The following is a 19,427-nucleotide window of genomic DNA, read 5'->3' on the forward strand; positions in this document are numbered from 1 at the left end:
GAGCGTGGAGCAAGCGGTTCGAGCCGCGGGATCGAGGCACCTTGGACCCCGGCACAAGGCCGGGGTGACGGCGTGGGCTATTCGCGCTCGTCCCGCAGCGGCCGGCTGAGCAGCGCGCCGATCACGTCGCCGACCGGGGCGCCGTCGAGCAGCGCACACACCGCCTCGGTCACCGGCATATCGATGCCCGCTTCGGCCGCCGCCTCGCGCAATACCGGCGCGGTGAAGGCGCCTTCCGCGACGGTGCGGCGATCGGCGAGCAGCTCGTGCGCCGACCGCCCCTCGCCCAGCCCGACGCCGAGCGAGAAATTGCGGCTGCTGGTCGACGAGCACGTCAGCACCAGGTCGCCGAGCCCCGACAGGCCCGCCATCGTCTCGGCCCGGGCGCCGCGCGCGAGACCGAACCGCGTCATCTCGGCAAAGCCGCGTGCGATCAGCGCGGCGCGGGCATTCTGTCCCAGGCCCGCGCCCTCGACCACGCCGCAGCCGATCGCCAGCACGTTCTTGACCGCGCCGCCGATCTCCGCGCCGATCACGTCGTCCGACGCATAGGGCCGGAAGGTCGGCGAGGCGAGCCGCTCGGCCAGCGCCGCGCCCAGCGCGACGTCTTCGCAGGCCAGGGTTACCGCGGTTGGCAGTCCCGCCGCGACTTCATGCGCGAAGGTCGGGCCCGACAGTACCGCGATCGGCGCCGACGGTTGAACCGCGCGCGCCACTTCCCCGACCAGCAGCTTGCTGCCCGCCTCGATCCCCTTGGCGCAAAGGACAAGCGGCTTGGCACCGAAATCCTGCCCGCCCAGCACCGCGCGGACATGTTGCGCCGGCGCCACCACCAGCAGCGCGTCCGCATCGTGAAGCGCGTCGAGATCGTCGGTCGCCACAATGCGCTCGGACAGCGGCACGCTCGACAGGAACAGCTCGTTGACGTGCCGCGCGTTGATCGATTCGACTACCTCGGGCTCGCGCGCCCACAAGGTGACGGACTGCCCGTCGGCCGCCGCGACTTGCGCCAATGCGGTGCCCCAGGCGCCGCCGCCGATCACGCCTATCCTCACGCTTTCACTCCCGCGCCACGCACCTTTTCCGCGTCCGGGTCGAGCGGCCAGCGCGGCCGCGCGGCGATATCGAGCGGGTCGGTCAGCCCTGCCGCGAAGCGCTCGGCACCAGCCCAGGCGATCATCGCGGCATTGTCGGTGCACAGCCATTGCGGCGGCACGCTGAAGGGCAGGCCATAATCGCTCGCCAGCGTTTCGAGCGCGGCGCGCACTGCCGTGTTGGCCGCGACCCCGCCGGCGACGACCAGGGCGGTCGCGTCGGTATCGCCCAATTGCCGGCGCGTGCGGTCGACCAGGCAATCGACTGTGGCTTGCTGAAAACTCGCCGCGATGTCCTCGACGCGCCACTGCCCGGTGTCGTGCGCGCGAAGCACCGCGCTTTTCAGCCCGGCGAAGGAGAAATGCGGCTCGGCCGACCCGAGCAACGGGCGCGGCAAGGGCACGATGTCCTTACCCGTGGCGGCGGCCCGCTCGACCGCGGGGCCGCCGGGAAAGCCGAGCCCGAGGATCTTGGCGGTCTTGTCGAATGCCTCGCCCGCCGCGTCGTCGATCGTGGTGGCGAGGCGGCGATAGCGCCCGACGCCTTCGACCAGCAGCAATTGGCAATGCCCGCCCGAGACGAGGAGGAGCAGATAGGGGAAATCGAGATCGGGATCGGCGAGCCGTGGGCTCAGCGCATGGCCTTCGAGATGGTTGACCGCGACCAATGGCTTGCCTGCGGCATGGGCCAGCGCCTTGCCGGTGACCAGCCCGACCATCACGCCACCGATCAGTCCCGGTCCGGCCGTCGCGGCGACCGCGTCGACTTGCGACAACGTCACGCCGGCCTCCGCGAAGGCGGCTTCGATCAACGGCTCGAGCGCCTCGACATGTGCGCGCGCGGCGATCTCCGGCACGACGCCGCCATAGGGTCGGTGCGCGGCTTCCTGTCCGGCCAATTTGTGCGAAAGGATGCGGCGGTCGCTGGTGACCAATGCCGCCGCGGTCTCGTCGCACGAGGATTCGAGGCCAAGGATGAGAGTCATGGGATCGCTCTACACCCGCGTCACGGCATTGACTGCATCCGCAGCGCGCAGCGCAGCCATCAATTTTTCGAGATGCGCAGCGTCGCGGACTTCCAGGTCGATCTGGTTGGTGTGAAAGCCGGTATCGCTGGTGTCGAACCGGATGTTGATGATGTTGGCACGGTGCTGGCCGATGATCGTCGACACGGTACCGAGCGCGCCGGGTTCGTTCTTCAGCGTCACCTCGATCCGCGCCAGCCCGCCTTCCGACTTGTCGCCCCAGGCGAGATCGACCCAATCGACATCGTCCGAATTGGCCAGCACCGGGCAATCGATGCGATGGACCTCGATCTCCTGGTCGGGCCGTCTCAGGCCGACGATGCGGTCGCCCGGCACCGGATGGCACAAGGTGTCGAGCTTGTAGGCGACGCCTGGCGTGAGGCCGGTGATCGAAATCGCCGACGATTGTTGCGGCAGCGCGCGCCCCGCATCGGTGCCGGCCGATCCCGGCATCAGCGCTTCCATCAATTCGGCATCGGTAATCCGCCGCCGCGCGACCGCCTCGATCAGGGCGTCCTCGTCGGGCAGCTGGAGCTTCTTGAGCGCGGTCTTGACCGCGTCGACCGACAATGGCGCCGGCAGGCGATCGACGATCTCGTCGTACAGCTTGCGGCCGAGGGTCAGCGTTTCCTTGCGCTCGATCGCGCGCAAATGGCGCCGGATCGCCGCGCGCGCCTTTCCGGTGATCGCGAAGTTGAGCCAATTGGGCTGGGGCGATTGCGCCTTGGAGCGCAGGATCTGCACCTGGTCGCCATTCTCGATCACCGTGCGCAGCGGCACATGGCGTCCGTTGATCTTGGCGCCGACCGCCTGGTCGCCGAGATCGGTGTGCACCGCATAAGCGAAATCGATTGGCGTCGCGCCCTTGGGCAGCTGATGCAGCTCGCCCTTCGGCGTGAACGCGAAGATGCGATCCTGGTACATCGCCATGCGCGTATGCTCGAGCAGCTCCTCGGGCGTCTCGGCGGTTTCCAGGATCTCGACCAGGTCGGTGATCCAGCTATGTTGCCCGTCGGCGCGGACCTTGCCGGTCTTGTAAGCCCAATGCGCGGCGAGCCCATATTCGGCCTCGGCGTGCATTTCTCCGGTCCGGATCTGGATTTCGACGCGGGTGTCGCCGGCGTGAATGATCGAGGTGTGGAGCGAGCGATAACCGTTGCGCTTGGGGGTCGAGATATAGTCCTTGAACCGTCCCGGCACGAACGGCCAGCGGCGATGGATGACGCCCAGCGCGCGATAGCAATCCTCCTCGGTCGGCACGATCGCGCGGAACGCCATGATGTCCGAGAGCTGCTCGAAGCTGATGTGCCGCTCCTGCATCTTCTTCCAGATGCTGTAGGGGTGCTTCTCGCGGCCGGAAATGTCGGCGTCGACGCCGTGGCGCGACAAGAGCAGCTTCACGCCGGAGCCGATCTTGGCGATGCGGTCGCCGCCTTCCTGCAATTGATCCAGGCGCTTCTGGATCGATTCATACGCCTCGGGCTCGAGCTGCGCGAAGGCGAGCGTCTGCATCTCCTTCATGAACTCGTACATGCCGATCCGCTCGGCGAGCGGGGCATAGATGTCCATCGTCTCGCGCGCGATGCGCTTGCGCTTGTCCGGATTGGGGATGTGGTGGAGCGTGCGCATATTGTGCAGCCGGTCGGCCAGCTTGACCAGCAGCACGCGGATGTCGTCCGACATCGCCAGCAGGAACTTGCGCAGATTCTCCGCGGCGCGCTCGCTTTCGGTCTGCGCCTCGATCTTGGACAGCTTGGTGACGCCGTCGACCATCCGCGCGACATTGTCGCCGAACAATTTCTGGATCTGCTCGGGCGTGGCGACCGTATCCTCGATCGTGTCGTGGAGGATCGCCGTGGCGATCGTCTCGTCGTCGAGATGCAGGTCGGTCAGGATGCCCGCGACTTCGATCGGATGGCTGAAATAGGGGTCGCCCGACGCGCGCTTCTGAGAGCCATGCGCCTGGAGCGAAAAGACGTACGCGCGGTTGAGCAAGGCTTCATCAGCCTCGGGGTCGTAGGAGAGGACCCGATCAACGAGTTCGTACTGGCGCAGCATTACCGCTCAAGATGGGGCCGGACCACGCTGCTTTGCAACAAAATGTTGGCCGCGAGCAATTAAAGGCGCGCGGCCAACGAGGGGATGGTGATGTTTTGAGGAGCGCGGTGCTGGCACCGCTCTCCAATCAGTTCGCCTTGGCGTTGCACTTCGACAGCGCGTCGGCGTCGAGCGCTTGGCCGCCAGCGGTGAACGCGGTCAGCTTGCCGACGCGCTGCGCAACGAGCTGGCACAGCACGATGTCGCGCTCGGGAGCCTTGGCGGCGGCGAACGCGCCATCATGGAACTTCCACACGGTGTCGCGGGTGATCAGGCTGGTCTTGGTCGGCGCCGCGGCGGGGGTCGCGGTATAGTAACCGGGACCCTGAGGCTGCGCGAGAGCGACGGTGCTGCCGAACATGGTGACGGCGACGGCGGTGAGAATCCTGGGGGCGATGCGGGACATGTATTCCTCCTGTGTACGTTGCAACGCACAATAGGTTGCGAATCACCACCTACTCCTATAGGTTTTCAGTTGCAACTGGAAATCTGCGTGGCATTTTCATGACGTGGGAAATGGGTTACGCTTCGATGCTAAGAGAGGAATATTGATGGGCGGACACCTGAGAGAGCCGCTGCGCGACCTCGTCGAATGCAGCCTGCCGGCGGCACTCGAAGCGATGGGTGAACGCTGGAGTTTCATGATCTTACGCGCTGCGTTCAACGGCCTGCACCATTTCGAAGAGTTCCAATCCGAACTGGGCATCGCCCGCAACATCCTGGCCAATCGACTGGCGCGGCTTGTCGAGCACGAGATCCTGACGCGAGAGGCCTTGCCTGAGGATCGCCGCAAGATCCAGTATCGGCTGACCGACAAGGGCATGGCGCTTTTGCCGACCATGGTTGCACTGCGGCAATGGGGCGAGCGTTGGGAAACCGGCGTCCCGGCGACCCCGGTGCTGGTCGATGCGCGCGACATGCGGCGCATCCGGCCGATCGAGGTCCTGTCGCACGACGGCCGCGTGCTCGGCAAAGGCGACATGCATTGGGCCCTGCCCGAAGACGTGGTCGGCGACGACGAGCCGCTGCAGGCGGCGGCGGAATGACGACATGAGATCCTCCCCGTGCCGGGGAGGATTGCAAATCATCCCAATCTCTCGATGAAATCGCGGATGGCGTCCGGGATCGGCACCGGCTGCCCGGTCGGCAAATGGACGTTGACCGTCACCAGCCGCACGATCGAATGCAGCTCGCCGGTCGCGGCGTGACAGAGTTCGAACACCTGGGTCATGCTGGTCGACCCGAGCCGCTCGACCTTGGCATAGGCCTGGATCACATCGCCGTAGAAGAACGGCTTGAGGAACTCGACCTCGGCATGGCGGACGTGGAATTCGGTTTCGGTCCAGACCGGCCCCAGCGCGTCGGCGATCCCGGTCCACTCCCAGAATTCGGTCCCCGCGACATCGGCATATTCGAGATAGCGCGAGTTGAAGACGACCTTTTGGCCGTCGATCTCGGCATAGCGGACCTTGATCGGGGTGGAGAAGGCGAAGCCGGGACGTGTCATGCGCCCGCCTCTATCGCGCGTTTCGCTCATCCGCACGCTAGAATAGCAACCGCACGCCTACCAACGCCAACACCACCGCCAGGATCGGGCCGAGTACGCGGTCGGAGATGCGGCTCGCCAACAGGCTGCCGGCGATGATGCCGGGAATCGATCCGATCAGCAGCGAGACGAGGAGCGCGCCGTCGACCGATCCCAATATCCAGTGCCCGATGCCGCCGAGCAGGGTCAGCGGCACCGCATGCGCGATGTCGGATCCGACCAGCTTGTTGACCGGCAGGGTCGGGTAGAGGATCAGCAACGCGGTCATGCCGAGCGCTCCCGCGCCCACAGAGGTCAGCGACACCAGCACGCCGAGCACCGCGCCGAGCAGGATGGTGTACCCGGCGCGCCGCTTCTGGTTCACCGTGCCGAAGCGCGGGGTCAAATACGCGACGATCCGCGCGCGCAACAGCGTCGCGCCCGCCGACAGCACCAGCGTCACGCCCAGGATCGTCGACATGGCATGGCCGGTGCCGGACGATTCCGGTCCCGCGCGATTGAGGATCAGCAGGGTCACCAGCGTCGCCGGCACGCTGCCCAGCGCCAGCCGCGCGACGACGCGCCAGTCGACCGTACCGCGCCAGCCATGGACCGTGGTCCCGACCGTCTTGGTCGCGGACGCATAGAGCAGATCGGTGCCGACCGCGGTAGTCGGGTGGAAGCCGAACGCCAGGACGAGCAACGGCGTCATCAGCGATCCGCCGCCGACCCCGGTCAGCCCGACGACCAGCCCGACCAGCACGCCGGCCAGCGAATAGAGCAGGTTGATCGTCATCGCGGGCTGCGCGGCGTCACGAGACTGGGCCGGCATGCGCCGGCGCGGCGACCGGGCGGACCGAGGAGGGAAGAACGGGTTGCGCCCGTTCAGCCACTATTGCTCGCCGGAGTGTTGACGCCCATCGACTGGAGGTACCGCCGCACGTTGCGCGCCGCCTGGCGCAAGCGTTGCTCGTTCTCGACCATCGCAATGCGCACGAACCCTTCCCCATTCTCGCCATATCCCACCCCTGGCGCGACTGCGACCTTGGCGTGAGTCAGCAATTGTTTGGAGAACTCAAGGCTGCCTAAATGCGTGAGCGCGGGCGGCAGCGGCGCCCAGGCGAACATGCTCGCCGGCGGGCTGGGAATATCCCAGCCGGCGCGGCCGAAACTTTCGACCAGCACGTCGCGGCGCTTGTGATAGAGTTGGCGGTTCTTCTCGACGATGTCCTGCGGCCCGTTGAGGGCGGCGCAGGCGGCGGCCTGGATCGGGGTGAAGGCGCCGTAATCGAGATAGGATTTCACCCGGGTCATCGCCGCGATCAGCTTGCGATTGCCCACCGCGAAGCCCATCCGCCAGCCGGCCATCGAATAAGTCTTCGACAGGCTGGTGAACTCGATCGCGACGTCCTTGGCGCCCTTGACCTGGAGGATCGACACGGTCGGCTTGCCGTTGAAATAGAGTTCCGAATAAGCGAGGTCGGACAGGATCCACACCTCGTTCTCCTTCGCCCAGGCGACCAGCCGCTCGTAAAACGCCAGGTCGACGGTCTCTGCCGTCGGGTTGGACGGATAATTGACCACCAGGATCGACGGCCGCGGCACGGTGAAGGCGATCGCGCGTTCCAGGCTCTCGAAATAATGCTCGTCGGGCGTCGTCGGCACGGCGCGGATCGTGGCGCCGGCGATGATGAAGCCGAACGTGTGGATCGGGTAGCTCGGATTGGGCGCGAGCACGACGTCGCCGGGCGCGGTGATCGCGGTCGCCAGGCTGGCCAGCCCTTCCTTCGACCCCATCGTCACCACGACTTCGGTCTCGGGATCGAGGTCGACGCCGAAGCGGCGGCCATAATAATTGGCCTGGGCGCGGCGCAGCCCGGGAATGCCCTTGGACTGCGAATAACCATGCGCGTCGGGCTTTTGCGCAACCTCGCAGAGCTTGTCGATCACATGCTGGGGCGGCGGCAGATCGGGATTGCCCATGCCCAGGTCGATAATGTCCTCGCCTGCCGCACGCGCCGCTGCCCGCATGCCGTTTACCTCGGCAATGACATAAGGCGGCAGACGCTTGATGCGGTAGAATTCGTCGGACATTCAAAACTCCTTTCGCCTCCCTCCTTAGGGCATAAGCGGGCGGCGGCGAAACCGCGTTGTTCCGGATGCGCCAATCCGTGCCGAAAAGCGGAGACAAAAGCGGGCTTGCCGCGTTTCCCGGCGTGACGACGACCCAAAGAACGACGCCGTCGCCGCCGCAGGACGCTTTCGCGCGGAGCGCCGCTGCCGTAAGGACGGACGGCGCGGCGCGCGCATGACCTTCGCCGGGGAACAATGACGATGGCCGACCAGATCGACGCACCCAGCCTGGAGGACATGCAGCACTGGACCTGGGTGATGGGCCGAGCGCAGCAGATGATGCTCGAAGCCGGGCTGGGCGCGGGCATGCCGGTGGTCCCGGGGTTCAACGACCCGGCCACCTTGGCGCGGGTCGGCGATTTCTGGTCGGACAGCCTCAAACTGTGGCAGCGCTTCCTCGATCCCAAAGCGGCTGAAGAGAGTGGCGCGACGGTAAAGGACAGGCGCTTCAAGTCCGAGTCCTGGCAGAACCCCGTGTTCGACTGGATCCGCCAATCCTATCTGATGATCGCCGACCAGATGCTCAAACAGGTCGACGCGCTGGAAGGGCTCGATCCCAAACAGCGCGAGCAACTCCGCTTCGCCACCCAGGGGTTCGTCGACGCGATGAGCCCGTCCAACTTCGCCTTCACCAATCCGGACGTGATCCAGAAGACGATCGAGACCCGCGGCGAGAACCTGCTCAAGGGCTTGTCCAACATGCTCAACGATCTGGGCAAGGGACAGCTGACGCACACCGATGACCGGGCGTTCGAGGTCGGTCGCAATCTCGCCACCACGCCGGGCAAGGTGATCCATCGCGGCCCGCTGTTCGAGCTGATCCACTACACGCCGACCACAGAGAGCTTGTTGGCGATACCGCTGGTGATCTTCCCGCCGTGGATCAACCGCTTCTACATCCTCGACCTGACACCGGAAAAGAGTTTCATCCGCTGGGCGGTCGATCAGGGGCTGAGCGTGTTCATGGTGTCGTGGAAATCGGCCGATGCCAGCCTGGCCGATATCAGCTGGGACGATTATGTGCTCGCCCAGATCGAGGCGATCGACGTGATCCGCGACCAGCTCGATGTCGAGGCGGTGCACGCGATCGGCTATTGCGTCGCCGGGACCACGCTCGCCGCGACCCTGGCCTATCTGACCGCCAAGGGAGAGGCGGACAAGGTCAGGACCGCGACCTTCTTCACTGCCCAGGTCGACTTCGCCGATGCCGGCGACCTGCTCAATTTCGTCGACGACGCCCAGCTCGACATGATCCGGCAATTGTCGCCGGAGGGGTATCTCGACGGGCGCTACATGGCGATGACGTTCAACCTGCTGCGCGGGCGCGATCTGATCTGGAATTACGTCGCCAACAACTATCTGTTGGGCCAGGACTATGCGCCGTTCGACCTGCTGCACTGGAATGGCGACACCACCAACCTGCCGGCGAAATGGCATCTGTCCTACCTGACCGATCTCTATCGCGACAATCTGCTGGTGCGGCCGGGCGCGCTGGCCATCGACGGCACGCCGATCGACCTCACCAAGGTGGTAACGCCGAGCTACATCCAGGCGGGACGCGAGGACCATATCGCCCCGGCAGGGAGCGTGTGGAAGATCACCCACTTGTTCGCCGGACCCCTCAAGTTCGTGCTGGCGGGCTCCGGCCATATCGCCGGCGTGGTCAACCCGCCGGCCGCCGGCAAATATCAATATTGGACCAACGACAAGCCCGCCGCGACCCTGGCCGAGTTCGTCGCCGGAGCGACCGAAACCAAGGGCAGCTGGTGGCCCGACTGGATCGCCTGGCTGCGCGGCCAGGACGCGACAGAGGTCAAGGTGAAGGGCGCTCGCGTGCCTGGCCAGGGCAAGAAGCATCCTGCGCTCGCCGATGCTCCGGGAGAGTATGTGCGCGCGCGTTAGTTGGTTTCAGCGGTGCTGAAACGGCTGCGGAGGGCGGCACCGTCTAAAACTCGCCCCACCGCCAGTTTTTCAAACGCTAAGTGACCGTTTCGTGGCGGTTGTTACGCATATGTTGCACTGCACAAAAATCGCTTGACCTTTGCCTTCCATGCACTATTTTGTGCAATGCAGCAATCATGCGGCGGAGGATGTGATGGTGAGCAAGACCCCCGAGACCAAGGCGGCGAAACCCGCAGCCAAGGCGCCGGTGAAGCGCGCGCCGGTCAAATCCACCAAGCCGGCCTCGGTTCCCGTCAAGGCGAAGCCCGAGCCGACTCCCGCCGCGCTGGTTGCCGAAACCCCTGCCGTAGAGCAGCCGGCGGCGCCCGTCCTCGAGACCGCAACCGTCGAGACCCCCGCAGTCGAGACCGTGATCCAAGAAGTGACAGAAACCGTCGCCGCAGTCGCCCAAGAGGCGCCGGCCACCATCAAGAAGGAAGTGACCAAGATGAACGACACCATCAAGGACGCCGCTGAAAAGGGCCAGGCCTATTTCGCGGAATTCAGCGCCAAGGCGAAGGCCGCGGCCGAAAAGGGCGCCAAGGCGTTCGAAGACATCAACGAATTCGGCAAGGGCAATGTCGAAGCGCTCGTCGAGTCGAGCAAGATCGCGGCCAAGGGCTTCGAGACGATCGGCCAGGATTATGCGGATTATGCGCGCAAGCAGTTCGAAGGCACCACCGCCGCGCTGAAGGGCTTTGCCGCCGTCAAGTCGCCGACCGAGTTCTTCAAGCTGCAGGCGGACTTCGTCCGTGGCCAGTTCGACTCGTTTGTCGCCGAGAGCTCGAAGAACACCGAAGCGATGCTGAAGCTGGCCGGCGATGTCGCCAAGCCGATTTCGAACCGCGTCGCGCTCGCCGCCGAGAAGATCAAGGTCGCCGCGTAAGCGTCACCTTTCTCGCAAGAGACATCGAAAGGGCGGTCGCCATCCGGCGGCCGCCCTTTTCGTTTGGGCGAACCGGACGACAGCAAATCTCCTCTCCCCTGGAGACGAAGGGGCCCGCTCGGCGCAGCCGAGTGGGAAGGTGAGGGCAGGGAGGGGGATAGCGCCGCCCTCACCCTTCCGCCGCCTTTGGCGGCTCCCTCCCTCTCGCTGGGGGAGAGGGATTGTGAGTACTGAATAGGTAAGCGGCGGCTCCATAACGGCCGCATTCGGTGGTTAGCGGAGATAAACGGGAGCAGCCTCGTCTATCGAACCGGCCGACCAATGAACGTGTGGCGAAAGGCCGGAACAATCGGATCGACGGATTTTCTCCGTTGGTCGATAATCCCAACGACTGTCAGTACCTCTTCTCGGCGCGTCAGATCGAAAGCCAATTCCTCCGACAGATAGTATGAGTCTGCGACACGCGGGCTGCGCTTTTGGAGCCCGGTAAATTCGGGAACCCGGGACAAGGTGAGGGATACAAGCATCGACTCTGGTGCATTTGGAAAGATCCGATTCCTGCCGCGGTATTCGCGCACTTCGAGATTCGCGATATCACCGTAAGCTATCTTTCGATCCCGAGAATGCTGCCCCCTTATGACGAGCGCGTCCGGCCACAGCTCAAGCGTGTCGCCCCTGCTCTTGTGGGTGCCGGAACGCAGGATCATCGGCGCGTCAGCCATGCCGACTATATCGCCCGTCGATCTTAAATCTCCGCAAATGGGTCGGCCGCCGACAGCCCGCTTTCACGATTCTCTTGTCCAGGACCAGTCAGACGCCACCCTCCACAGGGGCCCCAACGACGAAAAGCACTTAACGGGCGCCGCACCCTCTTGCCCCGGCGTGCCGCAATGCCATATTTTGCGCTCTGACATGCGAAACCCCGATATCATGATGGCCAACGATCCCGATGGGGTCGGCAGCGGCAACGATGGCGATGAGGGCACCGGCGTCGGTCTCGCCACGCGCACCCGGACGAAGACCAAGCAGCCGACGCCCTATCGCGTGCTGATGCTCAACGACGATTACACGCCGATGGAATTCGTCGTGCTCTGCCTGCAGCGCTTCTTCCGCATGTCGACCGAGGAAGCGACTCGGGTGATGTTCCACGTCCACCAAAAGGGCGTCGGGGTATGCGGCGTGTTCAGCTACGAAGTCGCCGAGACCAAGGTCAGCCAGGTGATGGACTTCGCGCGGCAGAACCAGCACCCGCTGCAATGCACGCTGGAGAAGGCGTGAGGGTAGCGCTCCGGCTTCGGTAGCTGTGCTCCTGCGAAAGCAGGACACGAAGCAAGTAGATTTATCCGCATGGAAGGGCCGCCGGCGAAGCCGTCGGCAGGATCGAGGTTGCACCTCGTCCGCCGGCCGTGCGGGGCGGTGCGCAGGCGCACCGGCGCGGGCGTTGCCGCGCCTCCGCCCCGCAAAATTACATTAACCATCAATCGTTTCGTCGCGGGACACGGCGGATTCCGAGGGCGCTTCGGTAAGCTTTTCGCGGTAAGGCGCTTCGCGCCCGGTCGACGTGCCGGGCGACAGCGAAGGACAAAGCTCGCACGTGATCGATTGGCGCAACTGGACGGTCCGGCAGACTCGCGTGGCATTGCTCGCGGGGCTGGTCGGCGTGCCTATGCTCGCCGTATCGGCCAAGGCCGCGGTGATCGCTTATTATGCCGCACAGGCCAAAGCCGAGGCGCCGCCGCTGCCGCCGATCGGCTATGAGAGCGAGGATCATTTCCCCGGCGCGGCCTTGTTCTACGTCGCCGAGGAACAGGCGGCGCCGAGCGCCGGGACCACCGGCACCACCGCGCTGCCCGATCTGCCGGTCCCCGCCAATGCCGATCTGACTCCCGATACCGACGGCACCGTCCGCCCGGCCTTGCCCTTCTCGATGGCCGGCGCCAGCACGCTCGACAAGGCGCGCGCGCTCGATTGCCTGGCGACCGCGATCTATTACGAGGCGGCGTCGGAGAGCGAAGAGGGCCAGCGCGCGGTCGCGCAAGTGATCCTCAACCGCGTCCGCCACCCGGCATTCCCGTCGACCGTGTGCGGCGTCGTCTATCAAGGGTCGGAAAAGTCCACCGGTTGCCAGTTCAGCTATGCCTGTGACGGATCGATGGCCCGGGTGCCGATGCGCGCGGCGATGGACCGCGCGCGCCGTTACGCGCTCGATGCGCTCGACGGCTATGTCGTGAAGGCGGTCGGGCTGGCGACGCATTACCACACCTATCAAGTGACGCCGGCGTGGAACCGCAGCCTGGTGATGACCGATGCGATCGGTATGCACTTCTTCCATCGCTGGAAAGGCTATTGGGGCACACCGGCCGCGTTCAGCAACGCGCGCTATCGCGGCGGCGAGCCGGTGCCGGGACCGCACGCGAAGATCGCCCCGCCGCTCACGCCGCCGCCATCGACCCAGTTCGCGGCCTACACGCCGGGGATAGCGACGCCGCCGGTGCCGGGGATCGTTCCCCCGCCTGCGCCGAGCACCAACCTTGCGCTGATCCAGCCCAAATATCAGGACACCAGCGTCGCCCGCACTGTGGCACCGGCCGCCGACGACACCCTGCCCGGCGCTTCGCAAGTCCTCGACCGCTGGAAGGACTCGGGCAAGCCGCTGCGATAGAATTGTGCCCGCGCCCTCGTCATCCCCGCCTACGGGGGGATGACGCCCAAAGCGAAACAGGTCGTGGCGTTAACGCAGCGCGGCGCAGGCGGTCTGGATGCGCTCGCACGCCTCGCGCAGCAATTCGTCCGAGGTCGCGTAGCTGATCCGCATTGCGGGCGACAGGCCGAACGCCTCGCCCTGCACCGCGGCCACCTTGGCGTCGTCGAGCAGATAAGCGACGAAATCCTCGTCGGTCGCGATCGTCCGGCTATTGGGCGTGGTCTTGCCGATCAGCGCGGAGAATTCGGGATAGACGTAGAAGGCGCCCTCGGGTCGCGGACAGGTCATGCCGCTCGCCTGGTTGAGCATCGACACGACCAGGTCGCGGCGGCGCTCGAACAATTTGGCATTGTCCTTCAGGAACGCCTGGTCGCCGGTCAGCGCGACCACGCTAGCGGCCTGCGCGATCGAGCAGGGATTGCTGGTCGATTGCGACTGCAGCTTCGACATCGCCTTGATCAGCCACGGCGCACCGCCGGCGAAGCCGATTCGCCAGCCGGTCATCGCATAGGCCTTGGAACAGCCATTGGCGGTCAGTGTGCGGTCGTAGAGCGACGGGCAGACCTGGGCGATTGATGTGAACTTGAAATCGTCGAACACGATGTGCTCGTACATGTCGTCGGCATAGATCCAGACATGCGGGTGGCGCTCGAGTACCTCGCCCAGCGCCTTCAACTCGGCCTCGCTATAGGCGGCGCCCGTCGGGTTGGACGGCGAATTGAGAATCAGCCACTTGGTCCGGGGCGTGATCGCCGCCTCGAGCTGCTCCGGCTTGAGCTTGTAATTCTGCGCGGCGCCGGCCGCGGCGAACACCGGAGTACCGCCGGCGAACAGCACGACATCGGGATAGCTCACCCAGTACGGCGCCGGCACGACGACTTCGTCGCCCGGATCGAGCGTCGCGACCATCGCGTTGAACAAGGTGTGCTTGCCGCCCGCGTTGATCGTGATCTGGTTGATGTCATAATCGAGCGCATTGTCGCGCTTGAACTTCAGCTGCACCGCTTCCTTCAACTCGGGCGTGCCGTCGACATTGGTGTACTTGGTCTTGCCGTCGCGGATCGCCTTGATGCCCGCTTCCTTGATGAAGTCGGGCGTGTCGAAATCGGGCTCGCCGGCACCCAGGCCGATCACGTCGACCCCGGCGCGCTTCAATTCCTGAACGCGGCTGGTGATCGCCAGCGTCGGAGAGGGCTTGATGCGGGCGAGCGCGGCGGAAGGCTGCATGATGGGCTCCTGATGGTCGCACGCGCTATAGCGATGCGCCCGGCCTTCGCAACCGCACCAAAAGTTTCGGGGCTTTATAGCTTCGCTGTGCCGGCCCTCGCCTTACCGCTCGCGCGTCGCCGCGAACTTCACCTTGGGATAGCGCTCTGCGACATAGCCGACTTCCCAGGCGGTCTTGGCCATGAACACCGGATTGCCGTCCCGGTCCTTGGCCAGCGCGCTCCGGTTGAGGTCTAGGAATTGCTTGAGCGCCACCGCATCGTCCGACGAAATCCAACGCGCGGTTTCGTACGGCGCCATCTCCAGCCCGGCCGCGACCTTGTATTCGGCCTCGAGCCGGCTGATCAGCACTTCGAGCTGGAGCTGGCCGACCACGCCGATCACCCAGTTCGATCCGATCTCGGGATAGAAGACCTGGGTCACCCCTTCCTCTGCCATGTCGTCCAGTGCCTTGCGCAGCTGCTTGGTCTTGGTCGGATCCTTCAGCACCACGCGACGCAGGATTTCGGGCGCGAAATTGGGCAGGCCGGTAAAGCGTACGTCGGCGCGCTCCGATAGCGTGTCGCCGACGCGCAACGTGCCGTGATTGGGGATGCCTATGATGTCGCCCGGATAGGCCTCGTCGGCGACCTCGCGGTTCTGCGCGAAGAACAGGATCGGCGAGTGCACCGCGATCGGCTTGCCATGGCCGGTCGGGGTCAGCTTCATGCCGCGTTTGAACACGCCCGAGCACAGCCGCATGAACGCGATGCGGTCGCGATGCTGCGGGTCCATGTTCGCCTGGACCTTGAACACGAAGCCAGTGACCTCGTCGAAATCGGGCGAGACCGGGGCGGGCTCGGCCGGCTGCGGGCGCGGCGGCGGGGCGTAATCGGCCAGCGCGGCGATCAGCTCGGCGACGCCGAAATCCTTCAGCGCCGATCCGAAATAGACCGGGGTCAGGTCGCCGTGGCGATAGGCCTCGGCGTCGAACGCGGCATAGCCGGCCTGCGCCAGCTCGACTTCCTCGGCGATGTCGATCGGCAGCTCGGGCGCATCGTCGACCTTGCCCAGGAACTCGCGGCTGTCGCCCTCGGGCCGGCTGACCTTGTTGGTGGTCAGGTCGAGCACGCCCTGGAACTGCCCGCCCATCCCGACCGGCCAGCTCATCGGCGCGACGTCGAGCGCGAGCACATCAGCGATCTCGTCGAGCAGTTCGAACGGCGGCCGGCCTTCGCGATCGACCTTGTTGACGAAGGTGATGATCGGCACCGAGCGCAGCCGGCAGACCTCGAACAATTTGCGCGTCTGCGCCTCGATGCCGCGCGCCGCGTCGATCACCATCACCGCCGAATCGACCGCGGTCAGCGTGCGATAGGTGTCCTCGGAAAAATCCTCATGGCCCGGCGTGTCGAGCAGGTTGAAGGTGATGCCGTCCTTCTCGAACGTCATCACCGAACTGGTCACCGAAATGCCGCGCTGCTGCTCGATCTTCATCCAGTCGGAACGCGCGCGTCGCGTCTGGCCACGCGCCTTGACCTCGCCGGCCAGGTGGATGGCGCCGCCGAAGTACAACAGCTTTTCGGTCAGCGTGGTCTTGCCGGCGTCGGGGTGCGAGATGATCGCGAAAGTGCGGCGGTCGGAAATGCTCATGGTGCGCGGCTCCTAGGGTGTGGCGGCGCTACCGGCAAGTTGAGCGGGATCAGGCGGCGAGCGCCGGTCGTCGCTCGTCGTCATTGGCGGGCGGGCGCTGTCGCTTGACGCGCGGCCGGCGAGCGCGGGGCCGGCGCGGTGCAAAACTACGGACAAGTCATGGGTCGACCACGCGCGGTAATAACGCCCCAATATGGTTTGAATTCAACGCGTCACACATTCGTTACGCGCCTAATATCGATCAAGGCACCGAGTCGGGTGCCGAACATGCGGGGAAAAGATCATGGCTGACTCGAACACATTATACATCGTCAATTATTTCAACACCGACATCGACGTTGCGGTCACCGACAATGATTGGAATTGCTGCGACGCGCCAAAGCCGGGTTTTGTCGTCGGCGATATTCCGTCGGACGGTATTGAGAGCATGGTCTATGTCCGTACCGATGGCCATGGCTGCAACGGCAGGCAGGGCCAGTTCCAGTTCGCGATGAACAGCACCATGCTGCTCGACATGGACTTCGATTCCGGCGGTGCGATCCAGATCAGCAGTCAGCCGTCGACCTTCGCTGCTTTTCTGTCCCAGAACAGCGACGGCACCTACACGCTGGTCGTCGGCCCAACGCCGCACGCCTGATACACTCTCTCGCTGCCGTAACGCTGTGCGGACCCGGTCAGGGAGCGCACAGCGTCACCGCCATCGAACACGACCAGTCCGCGCCCGGTGCGACCTCGAACACGCCCGGCTTGGTCCGGAAATCGCCGTCGAAGCCCGCCGGATCGGCATGACCATGCCAAGGCTCGATGCAGACGAACGCGGCGCCGGGCTTGGTCCAGATGCCGAGATAGGGCGTGTCGGGGAAATCGACCCGGAGCTGCGGGCCATCGGGCGCGCCATAGGTCACGCTTTGGGAGGCGACGGGGTCCCAGATCACTGCATCATGGGCGAACACGTCGTCAGTGAGATGGAGGACGCGGCCATCGAGCGGAGACGGGCGCCGCGCTGCGAACAGCCCGTCGGCCAATTCGATGATATCCCTCGGCTCGTCGGCGGCGAAACGGATGCGATGCTCGGCGCGCGGCCGCCCATAAGGCAGCGGCCAGGCAAAGGCGGGGTGAAAACCCAGGCTCGCGGGCAGAGGCACCACGCCGGGATTCGACACCCGGACGCCGATCGTCAGGGTTGCTTCCTCGATCGTGAAGCTCACTTCCAGACCGAACTCGAACGGATAGCATACCCGCGTGTCGTCATTGGCGGTCAGCCGGAACGACACGCCCGTGGCGGTGCGCGCGGCCAGCTCGAAGACCTGACCCCGCGCGAAACCGTGCTGCTTCATCGCATAGTCGCGGCCGTCGAGCCGCAGCGTGTCGCCGTTCAACCGGCCGACGACCGGGAACAGGATCGGCGCATGCCCCGTCCAATAGCCCGGGTCGGCATCGGTCATCAGCTCGCGTCCCTCGGCGTCGCGCAGATGGGTGAGCTCGGCGCCGAGCGGGTTGATCGCCGCGGAGAGCTGTGCGTTGCCGATCTCGATCAAGCCGTCGGTCATTCTCGTCCTTTCAAATCGCGTATCGCGCGCCAGGCGGAAACGATCGCGTCGGCGGTCAGGTCCGCGTCATGCTCGGTGGTCGCCGACGAGCTCACCGATAACCGCATTACCCATTGCCCGCACCATGACGCGCCGCCGATCCAGGCGATTGCATCGGCCTGGACGCGGTCGATGGTGGCGATCGTCGCGGCGTCGTCGTCCCCGAAGCGGAACATCGCCTGGTTGAGCTCGGGGTCGAGGATCACGGCGATGCCCGGCTCCCGCCCAACGCGGTCGGCGATGCGCGCCGCCACGCGGCAGCAGCGCTCGACCATCTCGGCGACGCCCTCGCGGCCCAATTGGCGGATCATCGCCCAGGTCGCGAAGCCGCGAGCGCGACGCGATAATTCGGGCACGTAGGAAGAGGGATCGCGCTCGCTGTCCGCGGCGGGCGGCAGATAACTGGCCGAGATCGCCATCGCACGGCGGTGCGCCTCGGCATCGCGGACGATCGCGAATCCCGAATCGTAGGGTGTCTGCAGCCATTTGTGACCGTCGGTCGCCCAGCTATCGGCCAGCTCGACGCCTCGGGTCAGATGCGCGCGCGACGGACACGCCTGTGCCCAGAGGCCGAACGCGCCGTCGACATGCAGCCACGCGCCCGCCGCTTGGGCGATGGGGGCGATCTCGGCGAACGGGTCGCTCGCGCCGGTGTTGATCTGTCCTGCCTGGGCGATCGCGATGACCGGCCCCGGCGCCGCCTTCAGCGCGGCCTCGAACGCGGCCGGCAGCATTCGTCCGGCCTGGTCGGTTGCGATTATCGTCACCCGCTTGGCGCCGAGGCCGAGATATTTTAGCCCCGAAAAGACCGTTGCGTGCGCATCCGCCCCGATCAGCACGTGGATCGGTGGCGCGCCGAACATGCCGTCGCCCTCGACGTCCCAGCCCGCGCGGCGCAACACCTCGCTGCGCGCGGCAGCCAGGCAGACGAAATTGGCGACTGTCGCGCCGGTCACGAAACCGACCGACGCCTCTGCCGGCAGCCCGAGCAGGTCGAGCAGCCATTGGGCCGCGACCGCCTCAACCGCGCTGGCGGCGGGGGCAGCGACGACGTTCGCGGCATTCTGGCCCCAGGCGGCGGCCAGCCAATCGGCCGCGACACCGGTCGGATGCGAGCTGCCGATCACCCAGCCGTAGAAGCGCGGCCCGGTCGACGCCCGGATGCCCGGAGTCGCGCGCTCGATCAGCTCGGCGATGATCGCGTCGGGGTCGCCGCCCGTTTCGGGTAGCGGGGCGTCGAATGCGGCCAGAATGTCGGCATAGGTTGCGGCCGGCGTCGTGTCGGCGGCGGCAATGGCACGACGATAGTCGATCGCTGCCTGTGCGGCGCGCGCCATCGCGCAGAAGTCGGAGTCGCTCATGCGCGCAGGTGTCGTTGCGCAAGCGACCTGGCGCAACCCGAAACCTGCGGCCGAAGTGTGGAGCGAAACCTCCCCTCCCTGCAAGGGAGGGGTCGGGGGGTGGGTGCGCGCGTCCGCGCGCCCATAAAGACTCAATAGCTGCTGGGTAGAACAGCGCCGTACGAGGCATCGAGCCTCGTCCAGCGCTCACCCACCCCTAGCCCCTCCCTTCCA

Annotated in this window: 18 protein-coding genes; 6 read left to right on the forward strand and 12 right to left on the reverse strand. The window is 65.6% G+C overall.

The features are described 5' to 3' along the window. Window positions 1–77: 77 nt before the first annotated feature. From SPR01S_RS17785 to SPR01S_RS17800, 4 genes are all read right to left on the reverse strand, one after another. Window positions 78–1,055, reverse strand: a complete 978-nt coding sequence (locus tag SPR01S_RS17785) for an NAD(P)H-dependent glycerol-3-phosphate dehydrogenase (RefSeq protein ID WP_066591964.1) — start codon at window positions 1,053–1,055, stop codon at window positions 78–80. Continuing rightward, window positions 1,052–2,080, reverse strand: a complete 1,029-nt coding sequence (tsaD, locus tag SPR01S_RS17790; RefSeq protein ID WP_066591967.1) for a tRNA (adenosine(37)-N6)-threonylcarbamoyltransferase complex transferase subunit TsaD — start codon at window positions 2,078–2,080, stop codon at window positions 1,052–1,054. The genes SPR01S_RS17785 and tsaD overlap by 4 nt, the downstream gene beginning before the upstream one ends. Before the next feature lie 9 nt (window positions 2,081–2,089). After that, window positions 2,090–4,177, reverse strand: a complete 2,088-nt coding sequence (locus tag SPR01S_RS17795; protein WP_066591969.1) for a RelA/SpoT family protein — start codon at window positions 4,175–4,177, stop codon at window positions 2,090–2,092. Window positions 4,178–4,304: 127 nt separating this feature from the next. Continuing rightward, window positions 4,305–4,622: a CC_3452 family protein gene (locus SPR01S_RS17800; protein WP_066591971.1), complete on the reverse strand. Its 318-nt coding sequence runs from the start codon at window positions 4,620–4,622 to the stop codon at window positions 4,305–4,307. Between the two features lie 145 nt (window positions 4,623–4,767). Between SPR01S_RS17800 and SPR01S_RS17805 the strand changes: the two genes are divergently transcribed. Continuing rightward, entirely contained in the window at window positions 4,768–5,262 is a 495-nt protein-coding gene (locus SPR01S_RS17805) for a winged helix-turn-helix transcriptional regulator (protein WP_066591973.1), read from the forward strand. Window positions 5,263–5,300: 38 nt separating this feature from the next. On the opposite strand, the gene SPR01S_RS17810 is transcribed toward SPR01S_RS17805, so the two are convergent. The 3 genes from SPR01S_RS17810 to SPR01S_RS17820 form a co-directional block, all read right to left on the reverse strand. After that, a complete protein-coding gene (locus SPR01S_RS17810) occupies window positions 5,301–5,723 on the reverse strand; it encodes an acyl-CoA thioesterase (protein ID WP_066591997.1) in 423 nt (140 codons plus the stop codon). Between the two features lie 37 nt (window positions 5,724–5,760). After that, entirely contained in the window at window positions 5,761–6,537 is a 777-nt protein-coding gene (locus SPR01S_RS17815; protein ID WP_066591999.1) for a sulfite exporter TauE/SafE family protein, read from the reverse strand. A gap of 89 nt (window positions 6,538–6,626) precedes the next feature. Further along, a complete protein-coding gene (locus tag SPR01S_RS17820) occupies window positions 6,627–7,835 on the reverse strand; it encodes an LL-diaminopimelate aminotransferase (RefSeq protein WP_066591975.1) in 1,209 nt (402 codons plus the stop codon). A 240-nt stretch (window positions 7,836–8,075) separates the two neighbouring features. On the opposite strand from SPR01S_RS17820, the gene SPR01S_RS17825 reads away from it, so the two are divergent. Together SPR01S_RS17825 and SPR01S_RS17830 are read left to right on the forward strand one after the other, a co-directional pair. Then, entirely contained in the window at window positions 8,076–9,776 is a 1,701-nt protein-coding gene (locus SPR01S_RS17825; RefSeq protein ID WP_157082336.1) for a PHA/PHB synthase family protein, read from the forward strand. Window positions 9,777–9,969: 193 nt separating this feature from the next. Then, window positions 9,970–10,701, forward strand: a complete 732-nt coding sequence (locus SPR01S_RS17830) for a phasin family protein (RefSeq protein ID WP_066592001.1) — start codon at window positions 9,970–9,972, stop codon at window positions 10,699–10,701. Between the two features lie 302 nt (window positions 10,702–11,003). On the opposite strand, the gene SPR01S_RS17835 is transcribed toward SPR01S_RS17830, so the two are convergent. Continuing rightward, on the reverse strand, window positions 11,004–11,423 hold the full coding sequence (locus SPR01S_RS17835) for a hypothetical protein (protein ID WP_066591977.1): 420 nt from the start codon (window positions 11,421–11,423) through the stop codon (window positions 11,004–11,006). Window positions 11,424–11,634: 211 nt separating this feature from the next. Between SPR01S_RS17835 and clpS the strand changes: the two genes are divergently transcribed. Both clpS and SPR01S_RS17845 read left to right on the forward strand, forming a co-directional pair. Continuing rightward, window positions 11,635–11,979 carry an ATP-dependent Clp protease adapter ClpS gene (gene clpS / locus SPR01S_RS17840; protein WP_066592003.1) on the forward strand — a complete coding sequence of 115 codons (345 nt, stop codon included), beginning with the start codon at window positions 11,635–11,637 and terminating at the stop codon, window positions 11,977–11,979. Window positions 11,980–12,295: 316 nt separating this feature from the next. After that, window positions 12,296–13,363: a cell wall hydrolase gene (locus SPR01S_RS17845; RefSeq protein WP_245662086.1), complete on the forward strand. Its 1,068-nt coding sequence runs from the start codon at window positions 12,296–12,298 to the stop codon at window positions 13,361–13,363. 69 nt (window positions 13,364–13,432) lie between these two features. Here SPR01S_RS17845 and SPR01S_RS17850 read toward each other — a convergent pair whose 3' ends face one another. Both SPR01S_RS17850 and SPR01S_RS17855 read right to left on the reverse strand, forming a co-directional pair. After that, complete coding sequence (locus SPR01S_RS17850; protein ID WP_066591978.1) at window positions 13,433–14,632, reverse strand: pyridoxal phosphate-dependent aminotransferase; 1,200 nt, start codon at window positions 14,630–14,632, stop codon at window positions 13,433–13,435. 102 nt (window positions 14,633–14,734) lie between these two features. After that, on the reverse strand, window positions 14,735–16,264 hold the full coding sequence (locus SPR01S_RS17855) for a peptide chain release factor 3 (protein ID WP_066591985.1): 1,530 nt from the start codon (window positions 16,262–16,264) through the stop codon (window positions 14,735–14,737). 283 nt (window positions 16,265–16,547) lie between these two features. On the opposite strand from SPR01S_RS17855, the gene SPR01S_RS17860 reads away from it, so the two are divergent. Continuing rightward, entirely contained in the window at window positions 16,548–16,901 is a 354-nt protein-coding gene (locus tag SPR01S_RS17860) for a hypothetical protein (RefSeq protein ID WP_066591987.1), read from the forward strand. Between the two features lie 37 nt (window positions 16,902–16,938). Here SPR01S_RS17860 and SPR01S_RS17865 read toward each other — a convergent pair whose 3' ends face one another. Both SPR01S_RS17865 and SPR01S_RS17870 read right to left on the reverse strand, forming a co-directional pair. Beyond that, complete coding sequence (locus tag SPR01S_RS17865) at window positions 16,939–17,814, reverse strand: aldose 1-epimerase family protein (protein ID WP_066591992.1); 876 nt, start codon at window positions 17,812–17,814, stop codon at window positions 16,939–16,941. Continuing rightward, the gene (locus SPR01S_RS17870) at window positions 17,811–19,214 is read right to left on the reverse strand and encodes a pyridoxal phosphate-dependent decarboxylase family protein (RefSeq protein ID WP_066591995.1); all 1,404 of its coding nucleotides are present in this window, start codon (window positions 19,212–19,214) and stop codon (window positions 17,811–17,813) included. The genes SPR01S_RS17865 and SPR01S_RS17870 overlap by 4 nt, the downstream gene beginning before the upstream one ends. Between the last annotated feature and the right edge of the window lie 213 nt (window positions 19,215–19,427).

It is taken from the genome of Sphingomonas pruni NBRC 15498 (genome assembly GCF_001598455.1).
GTDB classification, from domain to species: domain Bacteria; phylum Pseudomonadota; class Alphaproteobacteria; order Sphingomonadales; family Sphingomonadaceae; genus Sphingomonas; species Sphingomonas pruni.

Bases quoted from the DNA above. Each gene is read 5' to 3' on its own strand.
- SPR01S_RS17870 (WP_066591995.1), bottom strand. From the start codon at position 19,214: ATGAGCGACTCCGACTTCTGCGCGATGGCGCGCGCCGCACAGGCAGCG.
- SPR01S_RS17820 (WP_066591975.1), bottom strand. From the start codon at position 7,835: ATGTCCGACGAATTCTACCGCATCAAGCGTCTGCCGCCTTATGTCATT.
- SPR01S_RS17855 (WP_066591985.1), bottom strand. From the start codon at position 16,264: ATGAGCATTTCCGACCGCCGCACTTTCGCGATCATCTCGCACCCCGAC.
- SPR01S_RS17860 (WP_066591987.1), top strand. From the start codon at position 16,548: ATGGCTGACTCGAACACATTATACATCGTCAATTATTTCAACACCGAC.
- SPR01S_RS17800 (WP_066591971.1), bottom strand. From the start codon at position 4,622: ATGTCCCGCATCGCCCCCAGGATTCTCACCGCCGTCGCCGTCACCATG.
- SPR01S_RS17810 (WP_066591997.1), bottom strand. From the start codon at position 5,723: ATGACACGTCCCGGCTTCGCCTTCTCCACCCCGATCAAGGTCCGCTAT.
- SPR01S_RS17825 (WP_157082336.1), top strand. From the start codon at position 8,076: ATGGCCGACCAGATCGACGCACCCAGCCTGGAGGACATGCAGCACTGG.
- SPR01S_RS17795 (WP_066591969.1), bottom strand. From the start codon at position 4,177: ATGCTGCGCCAGTACGAACTCGTTGATCGGGTCCTCTCCTACGACCCC.
- SPR01S_RS17850 (WP_066591978.1), bottom strand. From the start codon at position 14,632: ATGCAGCCTTCCGCCGCGCTCGCCCGCATCAAGCCCTCTCCGACGCTG.
- SPR01S_RS17865 (WP_066591992.1), bottom strand. From the start codon at position 17,814: ATGACCGACGGCTTGATCGAGATCGGCAACGCACAGCTCTCCGCGGCG.
- SPR01S_RS17815 (WP_066591999.1), bottom strand. From the start codon at position 6,537: ATGACGATCAACCTGCTCTATTCGCTGGCCGGCGTGCTGGTCGGGCTG.
- tsaD (WP_066591967.1), bottom strand. From the start codon at position 2,080: ATGACTCTCATCCTTGGCCTCGAATCCTCGTGCGACGAGACCGCGGCG.
- SPR01S_RS17830 (WP_066592001.1), top strand. From the start codon at position 9,970: ATGGTGAGCAAGACCCCCGAGACCAAGGCGGCGAAACCCGCAGCCAAG.
- SPR01S_RS17805 (WP_066591973.1), top strand. From the start codon at position 4,768: ATGGGCGGACACCTGAGAGAGCCGCTGCGCGACCTCGTCGAATGCAGC.
- clpS (WP_066592003.1), top strand. From the start codon at position 11,635: ATGGCCAACGATCCCGATGGGGTCGGCAGCGGCAACGATGGCGATGAG.
- SPR01S_RS17835 (WP_066591977.1), bottom strand. From the start codon at position 11,423: ATGGCTGACGCGCCGATGATCCTGCGTTCCGGCACCCACAAGAGCAGG.